The 15,564-nt window shown below is 45.7% G+C and carries 14 protein-coding genes and 3 pseudogenes; 4 read left to right on the top strand and 13 right to left on the bottom strand.

Annotated features, from left to right (window positions below):
* Positions 1-152: 152 nt before the first annotated feature.
* The 3 genes from QUA13_RS28130 to QUA13_RS28120 form a co-directional block, all read right to left on the bottom strand.
* A complete protein-coding gene (locus QUA13_RS28130) occupies positions 153-482 on the bottom strand; it encodes a leucine-rich repeat domain-containing protein (RefSeq protein WP_333203844.1) in 330 nt (109 codons plus the stop codon).
* Between the two features lie 322 nt (positions 483-804).
* Entirely contained in the window at positions 805-1,746 is a 942-nt protein-coding gene (locus QUA13_RS28125) for a glutathione S-transferase C-terminal domain-containing protein (RefSeq protein WP_333203846.1), read from the bottom strand.
* Between the two features lie 235 nt (positions 1,747-1,981).
* The gene (locus QUA13_RS28120) at positions 1,982-2,884 is read right to left on the bottom strand and encodes a hypothetical protein (RefSeq protein ID WP_333203841.1); all 903 of its coding nucleotides are present in this window, start codon (positions 2,882-2,884) and stop codon (positions 1,982-1,984) included.
* A gap of 336 nt (positions 2,885-3,220) precedes the next feature.
* Here QUA13_RS28120 and QUA13_RS28115 point away from each other — a divergent pair, with 336 nt between their 5' ends.
* The gene (locus tag QUA13_RS28115; RefSeq protein WP_333203839.1) at positions 3,221-4,156 is read left to right on the top strand and encodes a class I SAM-dependent methyltransferase; all 936 of its coding nucleotides are present in this window, start codon (positions 3,221-3,223) and stop codon (positions 4,154-4,156) included.
* Between the two features lie 299 nt (positions 4,157-4,455).
* Positions 4,456-4,779 carry a hypothetical protein gene (locus QUA13_RS28110; RefSeq protein ID WP_333203837.1) on the top strand — a complete coding sequence of 108 codons (324 nt, stop codon included), beginning with the start codon at positions 4,456-4,458 and terminating at the stop codon, positions 4,777-4,779.
* A 32-nt stretch (positions 4,780-4,811) separates the two neighbouring features.
* On the opposite strand, the gene QUA13_RS28105 is transcribed toward QUA13_RS28110, so the two are convergent.
* Both QUA13_RS28105 and QUA13_RS28100 read right to left on the bottom strand, forming a co-directional pair.
* Positions 4,812-6,164 (bottom strand): cytochrome P450, encoded by a 1,353-nt coding sequence (locus tag QUA13_RS28105; RefSeq protein ID WP_333203834.1) that lies wholly within the window; start codon positions 6,162-6,164, stop codon positions 4,812-4,814.
* A gap of 93 nt (positions 6,165-6,257) precedes the next feature.
* A pseudogene (locus tag QUA13_RS28100) lies at positions 6,258-6,440 on the bottom strand (HNH endonuclease); the annotation flags it as partial.
* A 15-nt stretch (positions 6,441-6,455) separates the two neighbouring features.
* On the opposite strand from QUA13_RS28100, the gene QUA13_RS28095 reads away from it, so the two are divergent.
* Complete coding sequence (locus tag QUA13_RS28095; protein ID WP_333203832.1) at positions 6,456-6,839, top strand: Mth938-like domain-containing protein; 384 nt, start codon at positions 6,456-6,458, stop codon at positions 6,837-6,839.
* A gap of 76 nt (positions 6,840-6,915) precedes the next feature.
* The gene (locus QUA13_RS28090; protein WP_333203830.1) at positions 6,916-7,818 is read left to right on the top strand and encodes an alpha/beta fold hydrolase; all 903 of its coding nucleotides are present in this window, start codon (positions 6,916-6,918) and stop codon (positions 7,816-7,818) included.
* Positions 7,819-7,903: 85 nt separating this feature from the next.
* Here QUA13_RS28090 and QUA13_RS28085 read toward each other — a convergent pair whose 3' ends face one another.
* From QUA13_RS28085 to QUA13_RS28050, 8 genes and pseudogenes are all read right to left on the bottom strand, one after another.
* Positions 7,904-8,764 carry a methylated-DNA--[protein]-cysteine S-methyltransferase gene (locus tag QUA13_RS28085; protein ID WP_333203828.1) on the bottom strand — a complete coding sequence of 287 codons (861 nt, stop codon included), beginning with the start codon at positions 8,762-8,764 and terminating at the stop codon, positions 7,904-7,906.
* A gap of 274 nt (positions 8,765-9,038) precedes the next feature.
* Positions 9,039-9,545, bottom strand: coding sequence for a MogA/MoaB family molybdenum cofactor biosynthesis protein (locus QUA13_RS28080; RefSeq protein WP_006632696.1), 507 nt, complete (start codon positions 9,543-9,545; stop codon positions 9,039-9,041).
* 83 nt (positions 9,546-9,628) lie between these two features.
* A complete protein-coding gene (gene psb28 / locus QUA13_RS28075) occupies positions 9,629-9,964 on the bottom strand; it encodes a photosystem II reaction center protein Psb28 (RefSeq protein WP_172187630.1) in 336 nt (111 codons plus the stop codon).
* A 290-nt stretch (positions 9,965-10,254) separates the two neighbouring features.
* Positions 10,255-11,715 (bottom strand): DUF1565 domain-containing protein, encoded by a 1,461-nt coding sequence (locus tag QUA13_RS28070; protein WP_333203824.1) that lies wholly within the window; start codon positions 11,713-11,715, stop codon positions 10,255-10,257.
* Positions 11,716-12,022: 307 nt separating this feature from the next.
* Positions 12,023-12,619, bottom strand: a complete 597-nt coding sequence (locus QUA13_RS28065) for a Uma2 family endonuclease (RefSeq protein WP_333203822.1) — start codon at positions 12,617-12,619, stop codon at positions 12,023-12,025.
* A gap of 207 nt (positions 12,620-12,826) precedes the next feature.
* Positions 12,827-13,528, bottom strand: a pseudogene (locus QUA13_RS28060) (PD-(D/E)XK motif protein); the annotation flags it as partial.
* A 488-nt stretch (positions 13,529-14,016) separates the two neighbouring features.
* Positions 14,017-14,937: a transposase gene (locus QUA13_RS28055; protein ID WP_333203820.1), complete on the bottom strand. Its 921-nt coding sequence runs from the start codon at positions 14,935-14,937 to the stop codon at positions 14,017-14,019.
* Positions 14,938-15,274: 337 nt separating this feature from the next.
* Positions 15,275-15,564, bottom strand: a pseudogene (locus QUA13_RS28050) (hypothetical protein); the annotation flags it as partial.

Here is a 15,564-nt window from a genome sequence, read left to right as displayed (position 1 = left end):
GAATCTCTCTCTAAATTCACCATAATTTCTACTCAGCTCCTTCTGAGTAAATTTGTGCTTAGTCTAAACTCCAGTTATTACCATATTCATAAAAAATATTAATATCTGAATCAAAATCAAAGGAATTTTTATAAAGTCTAAAACATGAAAAGTTAGGTGGCTGCCTCTGGCAGTACCGTCAGTTTGTTATGCGATAGGTCAAGCTGTTGCAACTGAGTCAGGGATGCGATCACTTCTGGCAGTTGCGTCAGTTGGTTGTTGTCGAGGTAAAGCCCTTGCAACTGGGTGAGGGAAGCGAGCGCTTCTGGCAGTTCCCTCAGTTGGTTTTCGGAGAGGTCAAGCGTTTCCAATTCGGTGAGGGAGGCGATCACCTCTGGCAGTTCCGTCAGTTCCATGTAGCTAAGATCGAGTCCTCTTGCTCCCTCTCGCCGTGCCTGTTCAATGCGCTGCCGTGCTTCCCGATCGCCCTCAGTTTCTAACATTGCCAATTCCTTGTTTTGATTTTTGTATATAAGTGCGATCGCCTTTTGAGATGAAAGGGCGATCGCCTGAGATGATTTGATGTTGAATATTGCTTAATCTCACTTCAAAATAACACGAATATTTTGTTGATCGTGAGGTTTGAGTAAAGGAGAGGATGGAGGGTTTGTTAGAGGGTTAAGGCGAGGCCCAGCCTCTGGATATGCGTTACCAGGCAGAGGCTGGGAACGAGCTAAACCCGGTTTCTGATTCCCTGCGCGATCGCCCAAGCATCCTAGAAACCGGGTTTCTGCGATAATTCTGGCATCTTCACGCCCGATTTTGTTAAGAAACCCGGTTTCTGAGTCCTGCGCGATCGTGAGCTTTGAGCAAACTCGCCGGATCGGGCCCAGCGGGGATAATGCAGCCGGGATTCAGCGGGAACAAATTGCCGTAATAATCGCGCTTCACAGCCTCCAAATCGCAAGTGCCCGCAACTCCCGGTAACTGGTACAAATCGCGCAGATAAGCTCCCAAATGCTCGTAATCTTGAATGCGGCGCACATTGCATTTGAACAAGCTGTAGTAAACTGCATCAAAACGGAATAGAGTAGTAAAAAGCCGCACGTCTGCTAAAGTCACCCGATCGCCACAAAGGTAACGACTCCTCAAGAGCGAGCGATCGATCTCGTCTAAAACAGCAAACAATTCACTGCAAGCCGAATCATAAGCAGCTTGAGATTGCGCGAAACCGCAGCGATAAACGCCGTTATTCACCGATTGGTAAATCTTCTCATTCCACTGGTCAATTTGTTCTCGCAAATCCAGAGGATAAAGATCCATTTGAGGATTGCTAGCAAACTCGTTAAACTCGGAGTTTAGCATCACAATAATTTCCGAACTCTCGTTATTGACGATCGTCTTTTTCGAGTCATCCCACAGCACCGGCACCGTACACCGCCCCTGATAGCCCGGTAAAGCCAACTGGTAAATTTCCGGCATCGTGTTGCAGCCAAAAGTCTCCGACTCCAGCACCCACATTCCCCCTTCCGAGGGATAGACAATAGACACGGATATCGCATCTTCCAGCCCTTTGAGCGCCCTCGTCACCAGAGTGCGGTGCGCCCAAGGGCATCCCGTACCCACGAAGAGGCGATACCGTCCCGCAGCGGGCCCGTGAGGGTTGTCTGGTGCAGCGCTGACAAAGTTGCGGAAACTGCTGCTGGGGCGAATGTATGCTCCGGTGCGATCGGGCGGCGCTAGTTTTGACATCATTAATTGCCACATTGATGTCCAGACAAATTTGCCGAGCTTGACTGTTACTGATGAAGGGAGCGATTTGTTTTTCACAATGCGATTAATAGAGGTTTGCTAAACATAATCTGCTTATTTTAACTCACATTGCGATCGACGGTTTCTTAATCCCTCTCTGCTAGGACTTGATTTGTACGGCTGTAGGGAGACGGCACTGCCGTGTCCCTACCCTATATGTCTACTTCACTCAACTGAGAAATGCTATATTCTAGTATCTGCCAGAGGCTATTTCAGCATAAGATCGATCGATCAATCGGCGAGCAACCGTCTGAATTCCCGTATGTTCGTAATAATTGGTAGTCATGTCTAAAAACGCCGCCACATAATCCAATTTGTCATCGGTAACATCAACGTATTGCTTGAGATGGCCTAAAACTATGGCGGGAGTTAAGCCGCGAGACTGTACTAAATTGTTCATCCAACCTTGCGCTGAAGCGAAAGTTGCTGTCACAAATCCGAACTTTTGTGAATTATTTGCCCCTGGAATTAGGTTGCTGATATTTTGGAATGTTGAGTTTTGCTGCAAGGTTGAAGGATTCAATCCACCTAGGGTATTTTGTGCTACTCGAAGGAAGTCCGGGCCAAGGGGAATTAAACCGTCAGCACATACTAATGCAGCCATCCGCATCAGAGATTCGCCTTTGTAATTTGATAAATAATTACCAAAGTTTCCCACATTGTCAAGGGAAATATTGTTAAGTTTGCAGAAGGCAATTAGCTCGATCGCCACTTTGACGCACAAGTCGATCGTTTGAGTTGTGTCAGCTTTGGGAGTGAGGCGGCTCATGAAGGAGAGAAAGCCGATTTTTTCGCCGATTTTATTCGCCATAGCCGTTGCACCTAACGCACTGTCGGCGCTGTCTGCTAACTGGTAAAGCCTGACGACGCCTTGATATGGCTCGTTGGGGTTGGCGTAAAGCTCGATCGCGCGATCGCGAATTTTTTCAACTAATTTGCGCTTGGTTTCCCCTGTCACCGCTTGAATAGTATTATCAAAACCAGTTAGATTATTCCACTCCCCCGGAACCACAAAATCGAGGGATTTGAGCATCATCACAGTAATCCCAGAAGGCGGCAAATTGTCAACCAATTCAACAATTGATTTGCTCACGACAAACTCCTAAATAGCCATACTTGATAGTGTTCTTCCAAATACTCCATCTTCGGCAAATCCGATTCCAGATTCTGCGTAAATTCCCCAGAACGAAGTAGGTAGGCGCAAATAAATATTATTACACGACGAGAGGCAGTTTAGCCCTACTCTTGTCTTTTCCCCCTTCTCGCTCCTCTGCGTTCTCTGGCGCTGGAGTGGTTCATAAAAAAAAGTCTTTTTCACAAAACATTTGCATTTCACTCGGCATCACAAAGTTAAGTTTCATTATATAGACCAACTCAAAAGCGCCGCAACGTGGTAAAATAAATGGCGCAAAATAGAAAAAACTAAAATATGACTGTTGCAGTTAACAAAACTCCGGGATTAGCCTCGCACTTAGTAAATGGCGTACTCTCCATCAAACCTTTGGCTAATCTAGCCAAGCACCAAGCGCGGGAAATGATGATAAAAAGAGCCGAAAAAATCGGAGTGCATTGGCGACAAGAATCCCAAGCACTTTTAGCTCGAAATTGGGATGCAGAATTGCTCAGCGTCCAAAATCCCGATCTTGTTTACCCGAAATATTATCTAACTTCATTCCACGCTTATGAAAAAGGTAATATGAGTTGGGAATCTGCTACAGAAGTTGAAGTTGCCGCCCGTACCGTTCACGCGGGAATTTGGCCGGAAGCGGGTGCAGAAGGCGATGCTAAACTCCGCGCCAGCTATCACGAAGTCATCAAATCTCAGATTGCTTCTTCACCGCAGGATATTGTTGATTTGGGATGCAGTGTGGGAATGAGTACGTTTGCTCTTGGGGATGTTTACCCGGAAGCGAAGATGACTGGGGTGGAGTTATCGCCTTATTTTTTAGCAGTTGCTAAATACCGTTATCAACAGAGAAAATCTGAATTTTTAAATCAAAAATCTCCGACTTGGGTTCACGCTGCTGCTGAATCTACTGGTTTGCCGGCGGCTGCTTTTGATTTAGTTTCAATTTGTCTAGTTTGTCACGAATTGCCGCAGAAAGCTACTAAAGAAATATTTCGGGAAGCGAGGCGTTTGCTGCGTGTTGGCGGACATTTGACAATTATGGATATGAATCCTCAGTCGGAAGTTTATGCCAAAATGCCTCCTTATATTTTGACTTTGCTCAAGAGTACGGAGCCTTATTTGGATCAGTATTTTGGGTTGGATATTGAGCAAGCTTTAGTTGATTCTGGTTGTGCACAGCCGACCATAACTTGCAATACAGTTCGACACCGGACTATTGTTGCTGAAGCAATATAGCGCTTTTCAGTATAGTGAATTACAGATATCGGATAGGACACGGCACTGCCGTGTCTAAAGCTGTATTTTATCTGATTAAAACTGCTATAAATGGTAAAGTTGCATAGATATTATTCAATCCTTGGGACGGTGCGTGAGTGTAAATAGTCTAATCTGTGGATTTAAAGATTTCTGCAACCGCGCACCCTACCGATATAATAATTCCCATGCTACCGGATTTGATATTAGACAGCCGTAGGAGCTATTTACAGCCCCATTTGTTACACATTGTGAAAAAACCCTAAAAGAAGGACATCTTCATGAACCCGACAGCCCCCTCTCAAAACATCCTCGATTGTTTGCAGGTTATCTTGGATGCCACCGCATCGAAAAACTACGAGCTTTTTACCACAGTGGGCGATGCAGGCTACAAAACGAGCATTACACAAAAAATGTTTGACGATGTTAGCGAGCAGCTCGCTTCACGCCTGCAAAAGGGATATTCAATTAATTATTTTGGTGAGCTAAAGCAAGGTAATTGTCAGGTTTATTTGTGGAAGCTGAGTTTTGAAGATGATGGAGATGAATTTGTGGTACACATGACGATGAATGGAGACAAAGTAGCAGGGATTTTTATCGAATAACATATCTTGGTTGACACGGCGTTTCACTGAATCTAACGCCGATCGCTCACAACCGTTAATCGAAACCGATCGGGCGGAACAAAGGTGATTCCCCGGCGCGCCGGACGAATTGGCCGATCGAGATTCGATACAAACTCACGCGAAGACAGCACCGTGGCTAAAACCAGCTTCATTTCAAACATAGATAACGCCATCCCGATGCAGCTTCGACTCCCGCCTCCAAACGGTAAAAATTCAGAGGCGGAAAACTTGTGCTCTAAAAAGCGATCGGGATTGAACTCGGCCGGATTTTCGTAGGTTTCAGGGCGACGGTGGGCCAAATAGACACAGGGGATTAAAATCGTTCCCGGTTGATATGTATAGCCTTCGAGTTCGATCGTCCGTTTCACCTTGCGCGGCTGCGAAATTAAGGCAATTGGATAAACCCGCAGCGCTTCCTTGCAGACTGCTGTTAAGTAGGGCGACTGCGAAAGCGCGATCGGATCGGGATTCTCGCCTAATTCATCCAATTCCTGCCGCAATCTAGCGAGACATTCGGGAAACTGATGCAGCCAGTAAAACGCCCAAGTCAACGCCGATCCAGTCGTTTCATGTCCCAACAACAACAGCGTCATCAACTGATCGCGCAATTCTCGATCGCCGATGGATTCGCCGGTGTCGTCGCGGGCCATCATCAACACCGACAGAATATCCGTGCGTGACGAATCGAGAGAATGCGATCGCCTCTCGGCAATTTCCGCATAAATCAGCGAGTCAATCTCCGCCATCTGCTGCAAAAACTGACCCCACGGACTCCAAGCCCCCAAATTTTGCTGCAACGGTTCAAAGAAAAATTGTATCGAGTACAGCTCAGAGGTAATCGCCTCTAAAAGCTTGCTGAGCAATTGTTTCAGGCGTTCGTAGCGCTCTCCCGGCACTAATCCAAACACGACTTGCAAGATTACTTGCAGCGAAATTTCTGACATTTCTTCGCGGACTGCGATCGCATCTGGGGCTTTCCAGTCGATCGTCTGCTTTTTCGTCAAATCAACAATCAAATGTCCTTGACTGTGCAACTGTTCCCGATGCAGCGCGGGCATTAATAGCTGTCGCTGTCGCAGATGTCGCGGCCCTTCATTCATAATTAGGGATTCATTTCCCACCAGCGGGCGAAATACGTTGGTCACTTTGCCAAATTCAAAGGCATCAGCTAACGTCGTAAACACCGCCTGAATCGCTTCTGGACGGCCCAGAAACACCACGGGGGGCGAAGCGGGCCCCAACACGCGGGCGGTAAATGTATCGCCGTATTTGGCAGAGTAGCGATCGAAAAATGCTATCGGGTCAGCTACCAGCGAAAGCGTTTGGAACAGAGCAGGAGAACGAGATCCGGTAGGCAGCGTCATTCAAAAACTGGCTATACAGGTAGGGTCGAGAGAAGATGTTACCATCTTCTCCCTCCCATTCGGAACCGTGCTTGCGACTTTCACCGCACACGGCTATTCGGGTGTACTCTTGTCATTTGAGGGCTTCCCCTTCTTGCGACTTGCTTGAGGTTTCTTTCCTGAAGATACGAATTCCAGGTTATGTTTTCTGATTAATTCCAAGTCAGTTTTAGTTTTAACATCGTGACAATGCCGATGAAATAGTTGAAGATTTTTGTACTCATCCTTACCTCCAATGGCAAAAACAAGATCATGAGCAATTCTGAGAAAAGCCTAATTAGTCATATCTCTTGGGGACGTATTAAGGTAACCACTGACGGCAAAACTTGTCAATTCAAAGATTGTAAAGTATGGTCGGGAGGTGCTAAGGAATGGGATTGGAGACTCACAGGTACTCGTCACCAACCAGGTATTCAACCTGCTGATATCGAAGAAATTTTAGAGCAAGGTATAGAATTTATGGTTTTGACACGTGGTATGGAACTCATGCTACATACCTGTCCCGAAACTGAAGAACTGCTGAATCAAAGAGGTATTGAGTATTATATTGGGCCTACCAAATTGGCTGTAGACCTTTTCAACAATTTAATGCAACAAGGTAAGAAGGTCGGGGGAATATTTCACTCAACCTGTTAACGCGGTACCGATGCAGCCAGGAAATTCTCTAGAACATTCGCTGAAAATAATCTTCAAGAACTAGGTAACAAAATAGATGAAAGCCCAAAAGCATCTTTTTATCAAGTTAGCTTCAGGTATCTCAGCATTTCTAGTGGTTGCCTATTTCGGCATCTCCGCTTATGCAGGACATACTCTTTCAAAGCCAAACAGATGCTTTGACCCTCTTAAAGCATCTGTTTTTGCTGTTACTCCTGAAAATGTAACATTTCGTACACCTGATGGCGTGGAGATTGCTGGTTGGTTTATTCCAGAAAAAGCAACAGATAAGGTATTAATTTTAGTGCATGGATTGAATTCCAGTCGGACTTGTGAGCTTGCTGGAAAGTTTGCCGAGTTTGGTTCAGCTATGAATCAAAAAGGCTTTTCGATACTTACGATCGATCTGCGAGGACATGGGCAAAGTGCTGATTCTCGCTTCACCTTTGGAATTACAGAAAGGCAAGATGTTATTGCAGCAGTGGATTGGCTTAAAATTAGGGGCTTTAAGCCAAAAAAGATTGGGGTTTTAGGTTTTTCAATGGGTTGTGCTACAGTAATTGGAGCAGCAGCAGATGACTCTGACATCGGAGCAGTGGTCACTGACAGTAGTTACGCAGAGGTTTATCCAATTATTCAGAAGCATTGGCAGTCAGCTTCAGGATTACCTGGGATATTTCTTCTTTCTACCATGATGTTTGGACATTTGTTGACTGGATACGATCTAACTTCTTCTAAGCCAGTGCAGGAGATAGGTCGTATTTCCCCTAGACCAGTTTTGATCATTCACAGTGCGATCGATCCTTATACGCCTATACAAAACGCTCGCCAACTCAGAGAAGCATATCCTTCGGCCGAATATTGGGAAACCAATGCCAAGAAACATCCAGAAAGCTACAATACGAACCCAAAGATGTACGTTGACAAAGTTTCTGATTTCTACAATCGGAGTCTCAAGTAGGGCTGTATAATCCGGTCGAGAAGGGTATTTAGGCTTTCCCTACCGGGCCGTTCATAATCGCCGCACAAACAAACCAAAAGGATAATCAATCGCAAATTGTACGGCTAGCTTCCCAACCTAACATGACTGTTTTACGCTCTACTCCCCAGCCATAGCCACCGAGTTCTCCAGATTCTCGAATGACTCGGTGACACGGAATTAGATAGCCGATCGGATTTTTACCGATCGCATTTCCTACAGCTCTAGCAGCAGTTGGGCGAGCTACCATTTGAGCTATACTCTGATAAGTTGCGATCGCCCCAAATGGCAATTGCAACAGTGCTCGCCAAACTTGAATCTGAAAGTTAGTGCCTTTTACCAAGAGCGTTAGTGGTTTTTGCTCGCTGAGAGTTTCTGAATTGAAAATCAGGTCACACAATGATTGAGTGGTTTGCTCATCGCGGATAATTTCAGCATTTTTCCATGCCAATCGCAGTCTTTGTGCGGCGGTTTGTTCGTCTGTTGTATCCAAGAAATAAAGATTACAAATACCGCGGGCAGTTGTCGCGATTAAAGATGTGCCAAAGGGGGTATCGTGAATGCCATAGCGAATTTGCAAACCTGCTCCGCCTGCTTTGAACTCCCCTGGTGACATTGCTTCTAAGTTCACAAATAAATCGTGCAACCGTCCTGGACTCGATAGTCTCACGTCCAATGTTAGGTCGAGAAGGCTTTTAGTCTGAGTGATTTTTGACTTGGCATATTCAACTGTCAGATATTGCAAAAACCGCTTGGGGCTAATGCCGGCCCATTGAGTGAATAGTCGCTGAAAATGATATTCACTCAGTCCTATGTGTTGGGCCACAGTTGCCAGATTGGGCTGGTTTAGGTGGTGTTGTCGCATAAAGGCGATCGCCCGAGCCATCCGGTGGTAATCTTCGCTAGCATAGACACTGGCATTCTGCATCGAAATCATCTAGTCTAAGTTAAGGGAATTTTGATGTTTCCTCACTTTAGCCATAGACTAGGCTCAATGCCACCCGTTTCTTGCGGTGAATGCAGCCAGTCGATTTTAGATTTTAGATTTTAGATTTTAGATTGAAGAGATTGAAGAAAGCGACCTCATTGCTAAACCCGGGGGCTTGCGATGAGGATTCAAAGCTTTTTTCTCAGTCCACGGATTCCTCGGACGATTTGTAACCAAATTTCTTTCGCTCAGTTGATTAACCGAACTTTCGCTCTCACCCTCCGCGCAACTGCGTCACCAAGTGAACTAATTCGGGTAAAATTAGCTTTTCCACAGCTAGTTTCACACCATTGCTAGAGCCCGGAAGAGAAAAGACTAACTTGCCTTGATACACGCCTGCAACTGCGCGAGAGGCGATCGCCCTCGAACCAATTTCTTGATAGCTCAAAAACCGAAATATCTCCCCAAATCCCGGTAAAATCCTGTCTAGCAAACTCTCCATCACATCATAAGTCGTATCTCGGGGAGCGATGCCCGTGCCGCCGTTAAAAATGATTGCATCCACATCTTCACGCTGGGAAAACGCCTGCATTTGCAATACAATTTTGGCCGCATCATCTTTAACAACAGTGTAAGCTACCACAGAGTGACCCGCATCTTTTAGCAGCTTCTTAGTTAACAAGCCGCTATTGTCTGTTTCAGCCGAGCGCGTGTCGCTAACAGTAATGATAGCGCAATTTACGGTTATTTTAGATAAATCGGGGTGAGGAATTTGCGTCATAGTTTCTTGTTCTAAGTAATCGGCAACTGGCAACGGGCTATCGGCTAACTACCAATGACCAATTACCAATTACCAACTACCCATTATGCCTTGCTAAATCCTAAGCCGTTTGCTTCCGAGTAGCGTTCCATGAACCGCATAAATCGATCCCATTCTGCGGGACTTCTCATTAAATAAAGAGCTTCCAAGCCCGCAGGCTGACCGTTGATGAACTTAGCCTTAACCTCGCGAGTGAGGATTTCGCCTTCTTCGTCGATCATGTACATTCCAGTAATTTCTTCGGTACTGGTGCTGCTGAGAGCTTTGGGATTTTCAAAGATAAACGTGGCAGTGCCTTGATCTCCGCTTTTAGAACGGGTTAGGCGCACTTCCGGCACAGCTTCTTCGTCTATACCGCGAGAGAATTGAATTTTAGCCATAATCTGATAGTGGAACCTTAAGGATTGCTTAATTTCTTAATGTTTAATCATAAAACGATTCGGGTACTCGCAAATCAAGACTTGGGAGAGTAGGAGCGGGGCAGAGTGGGGAAATCGGAGACAAGGAAGAGGGAAGATGGGTTGGTTCTGTGTACCTGAGATCGTTTCCGGCTGCATCGGAATGATACCGAGGACACCGCGAGAGCTTAAGTCCCTACAATTAATCGGGGTAGGGAAACGGCAGTGCCGTGTCCTGACTGTGAGTAATATTAATTCCGATGCTACGGAACTTAGACGATGTAGGGAGAGTTAATTGGCTCAGCGCGGTTTGTGGCTACGAGAGTTTGGTAGATGAGGGCGGATATCTCGCCGCGGGTGATGTCGTGGGCGGGGGAAAGCTTTTCGCGCGCGGGATAGTTGACCACGATTTTCCGCTCTGTGGCGGTTGCTATCTCGTCGGTGGCAAAACTGGGAATCAGAGCTCGATCGACATAAACGCTCAAAGAATTAGGGTTGCCGCCCGCCAACTGCAAGCCGTTTACCAAAGATACGATCGCCTGAACTCTAGTCAAATTCTGCTCCGGGCGAAACGTGCTGTCTGGATATCCCACCAAAAAGCCAGCTCGATTAGCTTGGGCGATCGCTCCCTGCGCCCAAAAATCCGCCGCCACATCCTTAAAAACCGTCGTTTCACGGCGCGGCACCAATTCAAACGCCTTCGCCAACACAGCCGCATACTGAGCTCTAGTTACAATCTCGTAAGGTTGAAAAGTGCCGTTGGGAAACCCGCTAACAATATTCATCTTTGCCAAGCGATCGATAAAATCCTTACCCCAATGCGTGCTGATGTCGCTAAACTTTAGCCCGCCAGGAGTCGGAGTTGGCGTCACATTGCCCAAATCAAATAAACCTTTCACCCGCGAAGAATTGAGCTGATTTCCCACTGCATAAATCTTAACTCCAGTCGCGTTTGGCAAGTCTAATTCACCGTTATTTTGAAAAATATTGCCGCCCAAATCTTGAGCCGTACCAATATCTGGCCGCGACTTCCCCACCGCAGTCAAACCGTCTTCGGTATTTTTTTCGATGCGATTATTGCGTAAAATCGCCTGAGATTCCCCCGCTACAATTATACCGGAGCGATTTTCCAAAATTTGGTTGTCAGCAATCAAAGGAGCCGACTGAGCTTCCAGAGAAATGCCGATACCCGTCTTTTGAAAAATATTGCGCCGTATTACTCCCTTAGCAGTTCCCGCCGTAATTACGCCAGCCGCTGAGTTTTCCATAAATATGTTGTCGAGAATCGCAGGATTAGCAGTTCCCGTGGCAAAAACTCCTTCGCGCTTGCATTGAGTGAAAGTGCAGTTAGCCACAGTCGGAGAAGTTGACTCAATCCAGACTCCCGTGCCGCGACTATCAAGATTAGTGACAGTTACTCCGCGCAATTCCGAATTAGTTGCTAGCAGTATCGTGATATTTTGGCCCGCAGCGGTGGGACTGACAAATTTGCCGCTGCCTTGAATCAGAATGCCTCTACCTTTGTTAGTTTCATTGCCAATAACTTTTACTCCTGAGGGAATTTCCAAGGGGAATTTTTCGCCGCTAGCTGCGCTGTAAGTTGCCGGTGATAACTGAATCGTAGTTCCCGATGCAGCGCGGGCGATCGCGCGGGCTATAGTTTTGAATGGAGCCGATTGGCTGCCTGCTGCGGCATCGCTGCCTGTTGCTGGGTTGACGTAAAGTGTTACCATGTTTTTGCCCAAGAGATAATTTGCGATCGAGCTTTTGTGCAATTTTCATTGTCGGCGAACTTGACCTTGGATATATATTCACCTTTGATTGCGGAGATTATTTAATTGCAGGATATCCACAATATTACCCATTAGGAGTTGCAACCGCATGGGGATTGCCGCTACAAAAGACTGTATTTCTCGTTCCCAGCAACAGCAGAACCAGACTTATTTAAGAAGTCCGGGATCTGGGGATTATATTTTTTCCAGATGTTGCCAAAACCACTAAAATTTCGATCGCCAATTAGGAAAATCGAACGTCTTGCTGTCATGTACGATCGATCGAGATTCCCTGCCCAAAAACCTTAACCGCTTCAGCCAAATCAGTTTCACCCATTAAAATGCAGCGTTTTAGCAAATCGATATCCAGCGTTTCCAATCCTGACAGTTGACTCTGAATTACTTGCTCGTAGCCATCTTCCCGGAGATGATACAGCCGCAGCGTGCCATCTTCCCAAAACCAGATTTCAGGCACCCCCAAAGCTCGATATTTTGGCAACTTGCTCAGTCCACCGCTCGTATAAACCACCTCGATCGACAAATCGGGAATCAACTTAGGTTCTCCCAAACAAAACGATTTGTCTGCTTGAGTAGAAGCTTCTCCCGTTTTTTCCTGCGTCATTGAACCAGAAGGGTAAAACTTAATACCTTGTTGCAGCAGAAAAGTGGTCACTAAGTAACCAATGATTTCAGAAAAACTTTCGTGTTGGAATCCCGGCATCAGAATCTCGATCGCACCTGCAAAAAAGGACAACTTTATGCCAGGGGAATCTTCCGAAACCTTCTGGATTAACTTGAATTGCTCCCAAGTGCCATTGAGCACCACTCGCCCATCGAGAATTTCGCGATCGAGAACTTGTGTCATTGACTCGCACCATTATCTCCTATCGGGATTATAACGCATTGGGCGATCGCTCCTACAGAATCTCCCCGCAGCAAATATAGCTGAGGAATCCGAACAGTTTTTCTCGTTTTTGAATAGAACAGGATCGACGCGAGTCTTAATTTTGAAATATAGCCCTGAAGGGCAGCAAATAGGATTAGCAGCAGATTCGGTATTAATTTCGCTTGTTCACTCATGGCTGCCGCTGATTAGAGAAATTACATCTAGTTCTGGTATTGAAAAGCGTCGGCACTCGGCAACGCTGATGGTGTAGCGAACATCGCCAATGCCATTTCGGATATCCGCTTCAATAATTCTGGGAAAATCTCCCTCGACTTTGAAATAGTTAACTTCTCGTGGTGTATAGCCAATTTGTTCATAGTAGGGAATATGTATATCCAGATAGCCAACTTCAAAAAGGAGTATTTCTAATTCTTCTTTGGCTATAGGGTCGTTTTCGAGAAGTGATCTAAGACTGGCGACAATATCCGGTAGAGATTCACCTCGTTCTTGTCTAGCATCAAGGGATAGGTGCAGTAAAATCAGTGTGCCAGTGCCAGTATCATCTAGTTGCCGTTCGCTGGAGATCGCTAGTTTCTGATGCTGTTTAGCTGTAGTAGTTTTGACTTCAACAGCACAGTGTTGAAACTGGAAATCTTGTTGAGTTCCTTTTGCACCCGTCCAGCATTTGACTCCTTGGCGAGAGCCAATTTGAGGAATAACAACCTGCCGCAAAAACCAGAGTTCACCATATAATCCTTGCTGTTCCGCTTGGCTAAGTCCTTCGGGGTTATGTTTTTCTAAGAATGCTTGCCATCGCCGCAGAGGGGTAAAGAAAGCCGCTACAGCGTTTTGCTCATCCGTAATCGGGGCAATTGCATCAACAATGTCCTGTACTACTGGAGTTTAGACTAAAAAACGAGCGCATCTAAAAGTAGCTGCCTTTAAATATCCGGCAAGCTGTTACTCAAAAACTCAAGAGGGAGAAGATTAAATAGCTAATTTTGAAGATTTTTTGCGTCGAGAAACCCGTTTTTTGACAGTGGGATAGCACGGTGCCTTGGTACGTACCTTTCCTTTTTCCCAGCCGGGGGATTTTCCCCTATGTTTAGGGATTTTTGTAGGAGTACCAATGTCAACTAAAACCGAAAACATTGATTGGGCAACACGTCCAGGAGTTAAATCGATCGTAGCAGATTGCCTGCAGGAGTCTATTCTCGATCACTAAATCTCTAGCCAGCCAGAGTTGCCAACTCATTAACGGCATTAAATCACTCCAACGCTCAGATTGTTCAGGAGTTCTCAAGTTAGGCAATGTCCAATGCAATCGTTGCTTCGCAAATCGATACCAATGATCGACTCCAAAACGTCGCAAATATTTAAACCAAACTGTTTCGCTTGGGTAGAGTTCGTTCTCCTATCCAAGCCAACCATAAGGGTGGAAACGGCTGACCGTTTGACATGGGCTTCATTCTTTCGACCAGAATTAAATTGATTTTCTGTTGGGCCGCACGATAAAAATGTAAGTCCAGCCATTGTCTGACTCGGACTTTTCCCAACTCTGGATGTTCGTCAATTTCAATCGCAGTATCCGCTTGAAGCCAGGTGTTTGGGTCGCCCGGTCTCATTTTTTGCCCGTGTTTCCGTGGTCTACCGCGACCACTATAGGCTGGTGGTGCTGACCATAAGCAGGCATTTTTTCGGACTCTCATTAAACAATCAGCAAAAATGGAAGCTTGCGTTAGCGCCAGCACCCAACAAGCATTCCCATATTCTCTCGCTAAAACTGCTAAAACTGGGTTGACGCTCTGTTCACAGACAAGTTTGAGTTGGGAAGCTGCTTGAAGTATGGGTGAAGACCCGCTACTAATTCTTTCATGGAGCAGAGGTAATGCCCAACTTCCTTGTGCTTCTGGTATCCAGGCAATTGTACTGTATCCCTGTCCAACAGTTACGCCCCTCTGATATTCATGAGTTCTGTCTTTTAACGTTTTGGCATCTGGTCTCTCCCATGCAGTGTGGTCGATTGCCACTAATATGTGTTCCGTTGGGGGTGCTTCTTTCTGTAATTGCTCCAGATACAGCAGCATCAGTTTTTTTCGGTCTGGTCTACAGTCTTGTAACGCTTCGTAGACGCAAGGCCTGTGACGATTGAATAATGGATTGAGCGAAAATTCCGCTAAACACCACACATTCGGAGTGGTCATCACTGAATCCATCAGCTCTCTTGTTGCATCCTTGGCTCGTACCAATAATTCGTATGCTGCTTGACGAAAGTCCTTTAATCGTTCACTGTTCATTTAAAGAGTGGATAGGTTTTATTTTTCACCCTCATTCTCTCCTGGCGCGGTGGCTCTAGTTCTTCTTTTGCCACCGTTCTCATCTTTGGTTAGTCTAAACTACAGGTACTAATGTTGTAAAGATATCGCTGTAACGCGAGTTAATAAGTACCAGTTGCAGGGTGACATGGAAATCCTCATCACCTTGCAGGGCTACACGCCTAACCTCAAAGCAGTTGGAATTAGGAAAAACAGCAGCTTTTTGATTAATTTTTGCTTCACCCGCATCATCAGGAAACGTGCATTAGAATGTCTTTCAATAGCGAGATAAATATCGAGTAACTCTCTTGACTCGAAGCTAGTTAGTAATTTCCTTACCTATAAAAACTTCTTGTCTATGACGACGGATAAAATCAGGATCGGGGTGAAATTTGTTAGGAAAATGTATTTGTTGTCCGCAATAACCGACAAAGTTACGATATAATGTTTCATCGGGCAAGAAACTTTCCAGATATGCGCTAATAATAAGTCTATAATCCTCATCAAATGTAATCAGTCCCTTGTCAAACGCTGGGTAGTGCCCTGAAGGAAAGGATCGAGAGAATAAAACTGAATTCAAAGAAAAGTAGGCATTTAGAGTTGTAAATT

Source organism: Microcoleus sp. S28C3 (genome assembly GCF_036700785.1).
Taxonomy (GTDB): domain Bacteria; phylum Cyanobacteriota; class Cyanobacteriia; order Cyanobacteriales; family Microcoleaceae; genus Microcoleus; species Microcoleus asticus.
The sequence above is the reverse complement of the archived record's forward strand: the minus strand, read 5'-3'. Positions and strand labels throughout refer to the sequence as shown.

Coding starts and splice junctions, on each gene's coding strand:
- QUA13_RS28055 (WP_333203820.1), bottom strand. CDS start 14,937: ATGAACAGTGAACGATTAAAGGACTTTCGTCAAGCAGCATACGAATTA.
- QUA13_RS28125 (WP_333203846.1), bottom strand. CDS start 1,746: ATGTGGCAATTAATGATGTCAAAACTAGCGCCGCCCGATCGCACCGGA.
- QUA13_RS28105 (WP_333203834.1), bottom strand. CDS start 6,164: ATGACGCTGCCTACCGGATCTCGTTCTCCTGCTCTGTTCCAAACGCTT.
- QUA13_RS28110 (WP_333203837.1), top strand. CDS start 4,456: ATGAACCCGACAGCCCCCTCTCAAAACATCCTCGATTGTTTGCAGGTT.
- QUA13_RS28090 (WP_333203830.1), top strand. CDS start 6,916: ATGAAAGCCCAAAAGCATCTTTTTATCAAGTTAGCTTCAGGTATCTCA.
- QUA13_RS28070 (WP_333203824.1), bottom strand. CDS start 11,715: ATGGTAACACTTTACGTCAACCCAGCAACAGGCAGCGATGCCGCAGCA.
- QUA13_RS28095 (WP_333203832.1), top strand. CDS start 6,456: ATGAGCAATTCTGAGAAAAGCCTAATTAGTCATATCTCTTGGGGACGT.
- QUA13_RS28130 (WP_333203844.1), bottom strand. CDS start 482: ATGTTAGAAACTGAGGGCGATCGGGAAGCACGGCAGCGCATTGAACAG.
- QUA13_RS28085 (WP_333203828.1), bottom strand. CDS start 8,764: ATGCAGAATGCCAGTGTCTATGCTAGCGAAGATTACCACCGGATGGCT.
- QUA13_RS28065 (WP_333203822.1), bottom strand. CDS start 12,619: ATGACACAAGTTCTCGATCGCGAAATTCTCGATGGGCGAGTGGTGCTC.
- psb28 (WP_172187630.1), bottom strand. CDS start 9,964: ATGGCTAAAATTCAATTCTCTCGCGGTATAGACGAAGAAGCTGTGCCG.
- QUA13_RS28115 (WP_333203839.1), top strand. CDS start 3,221: ATGACTGTTGCAGTTAACAAAACTCCGGGATTAGCCTCGCACTTAGTA.
- QUA13_RS28080 (WP_006632696.1), bottom strand. CDS start 9,545: ATGACGCAAATTCCTCACCCCGATTTATCTAAAATAACCGTAAATTGC.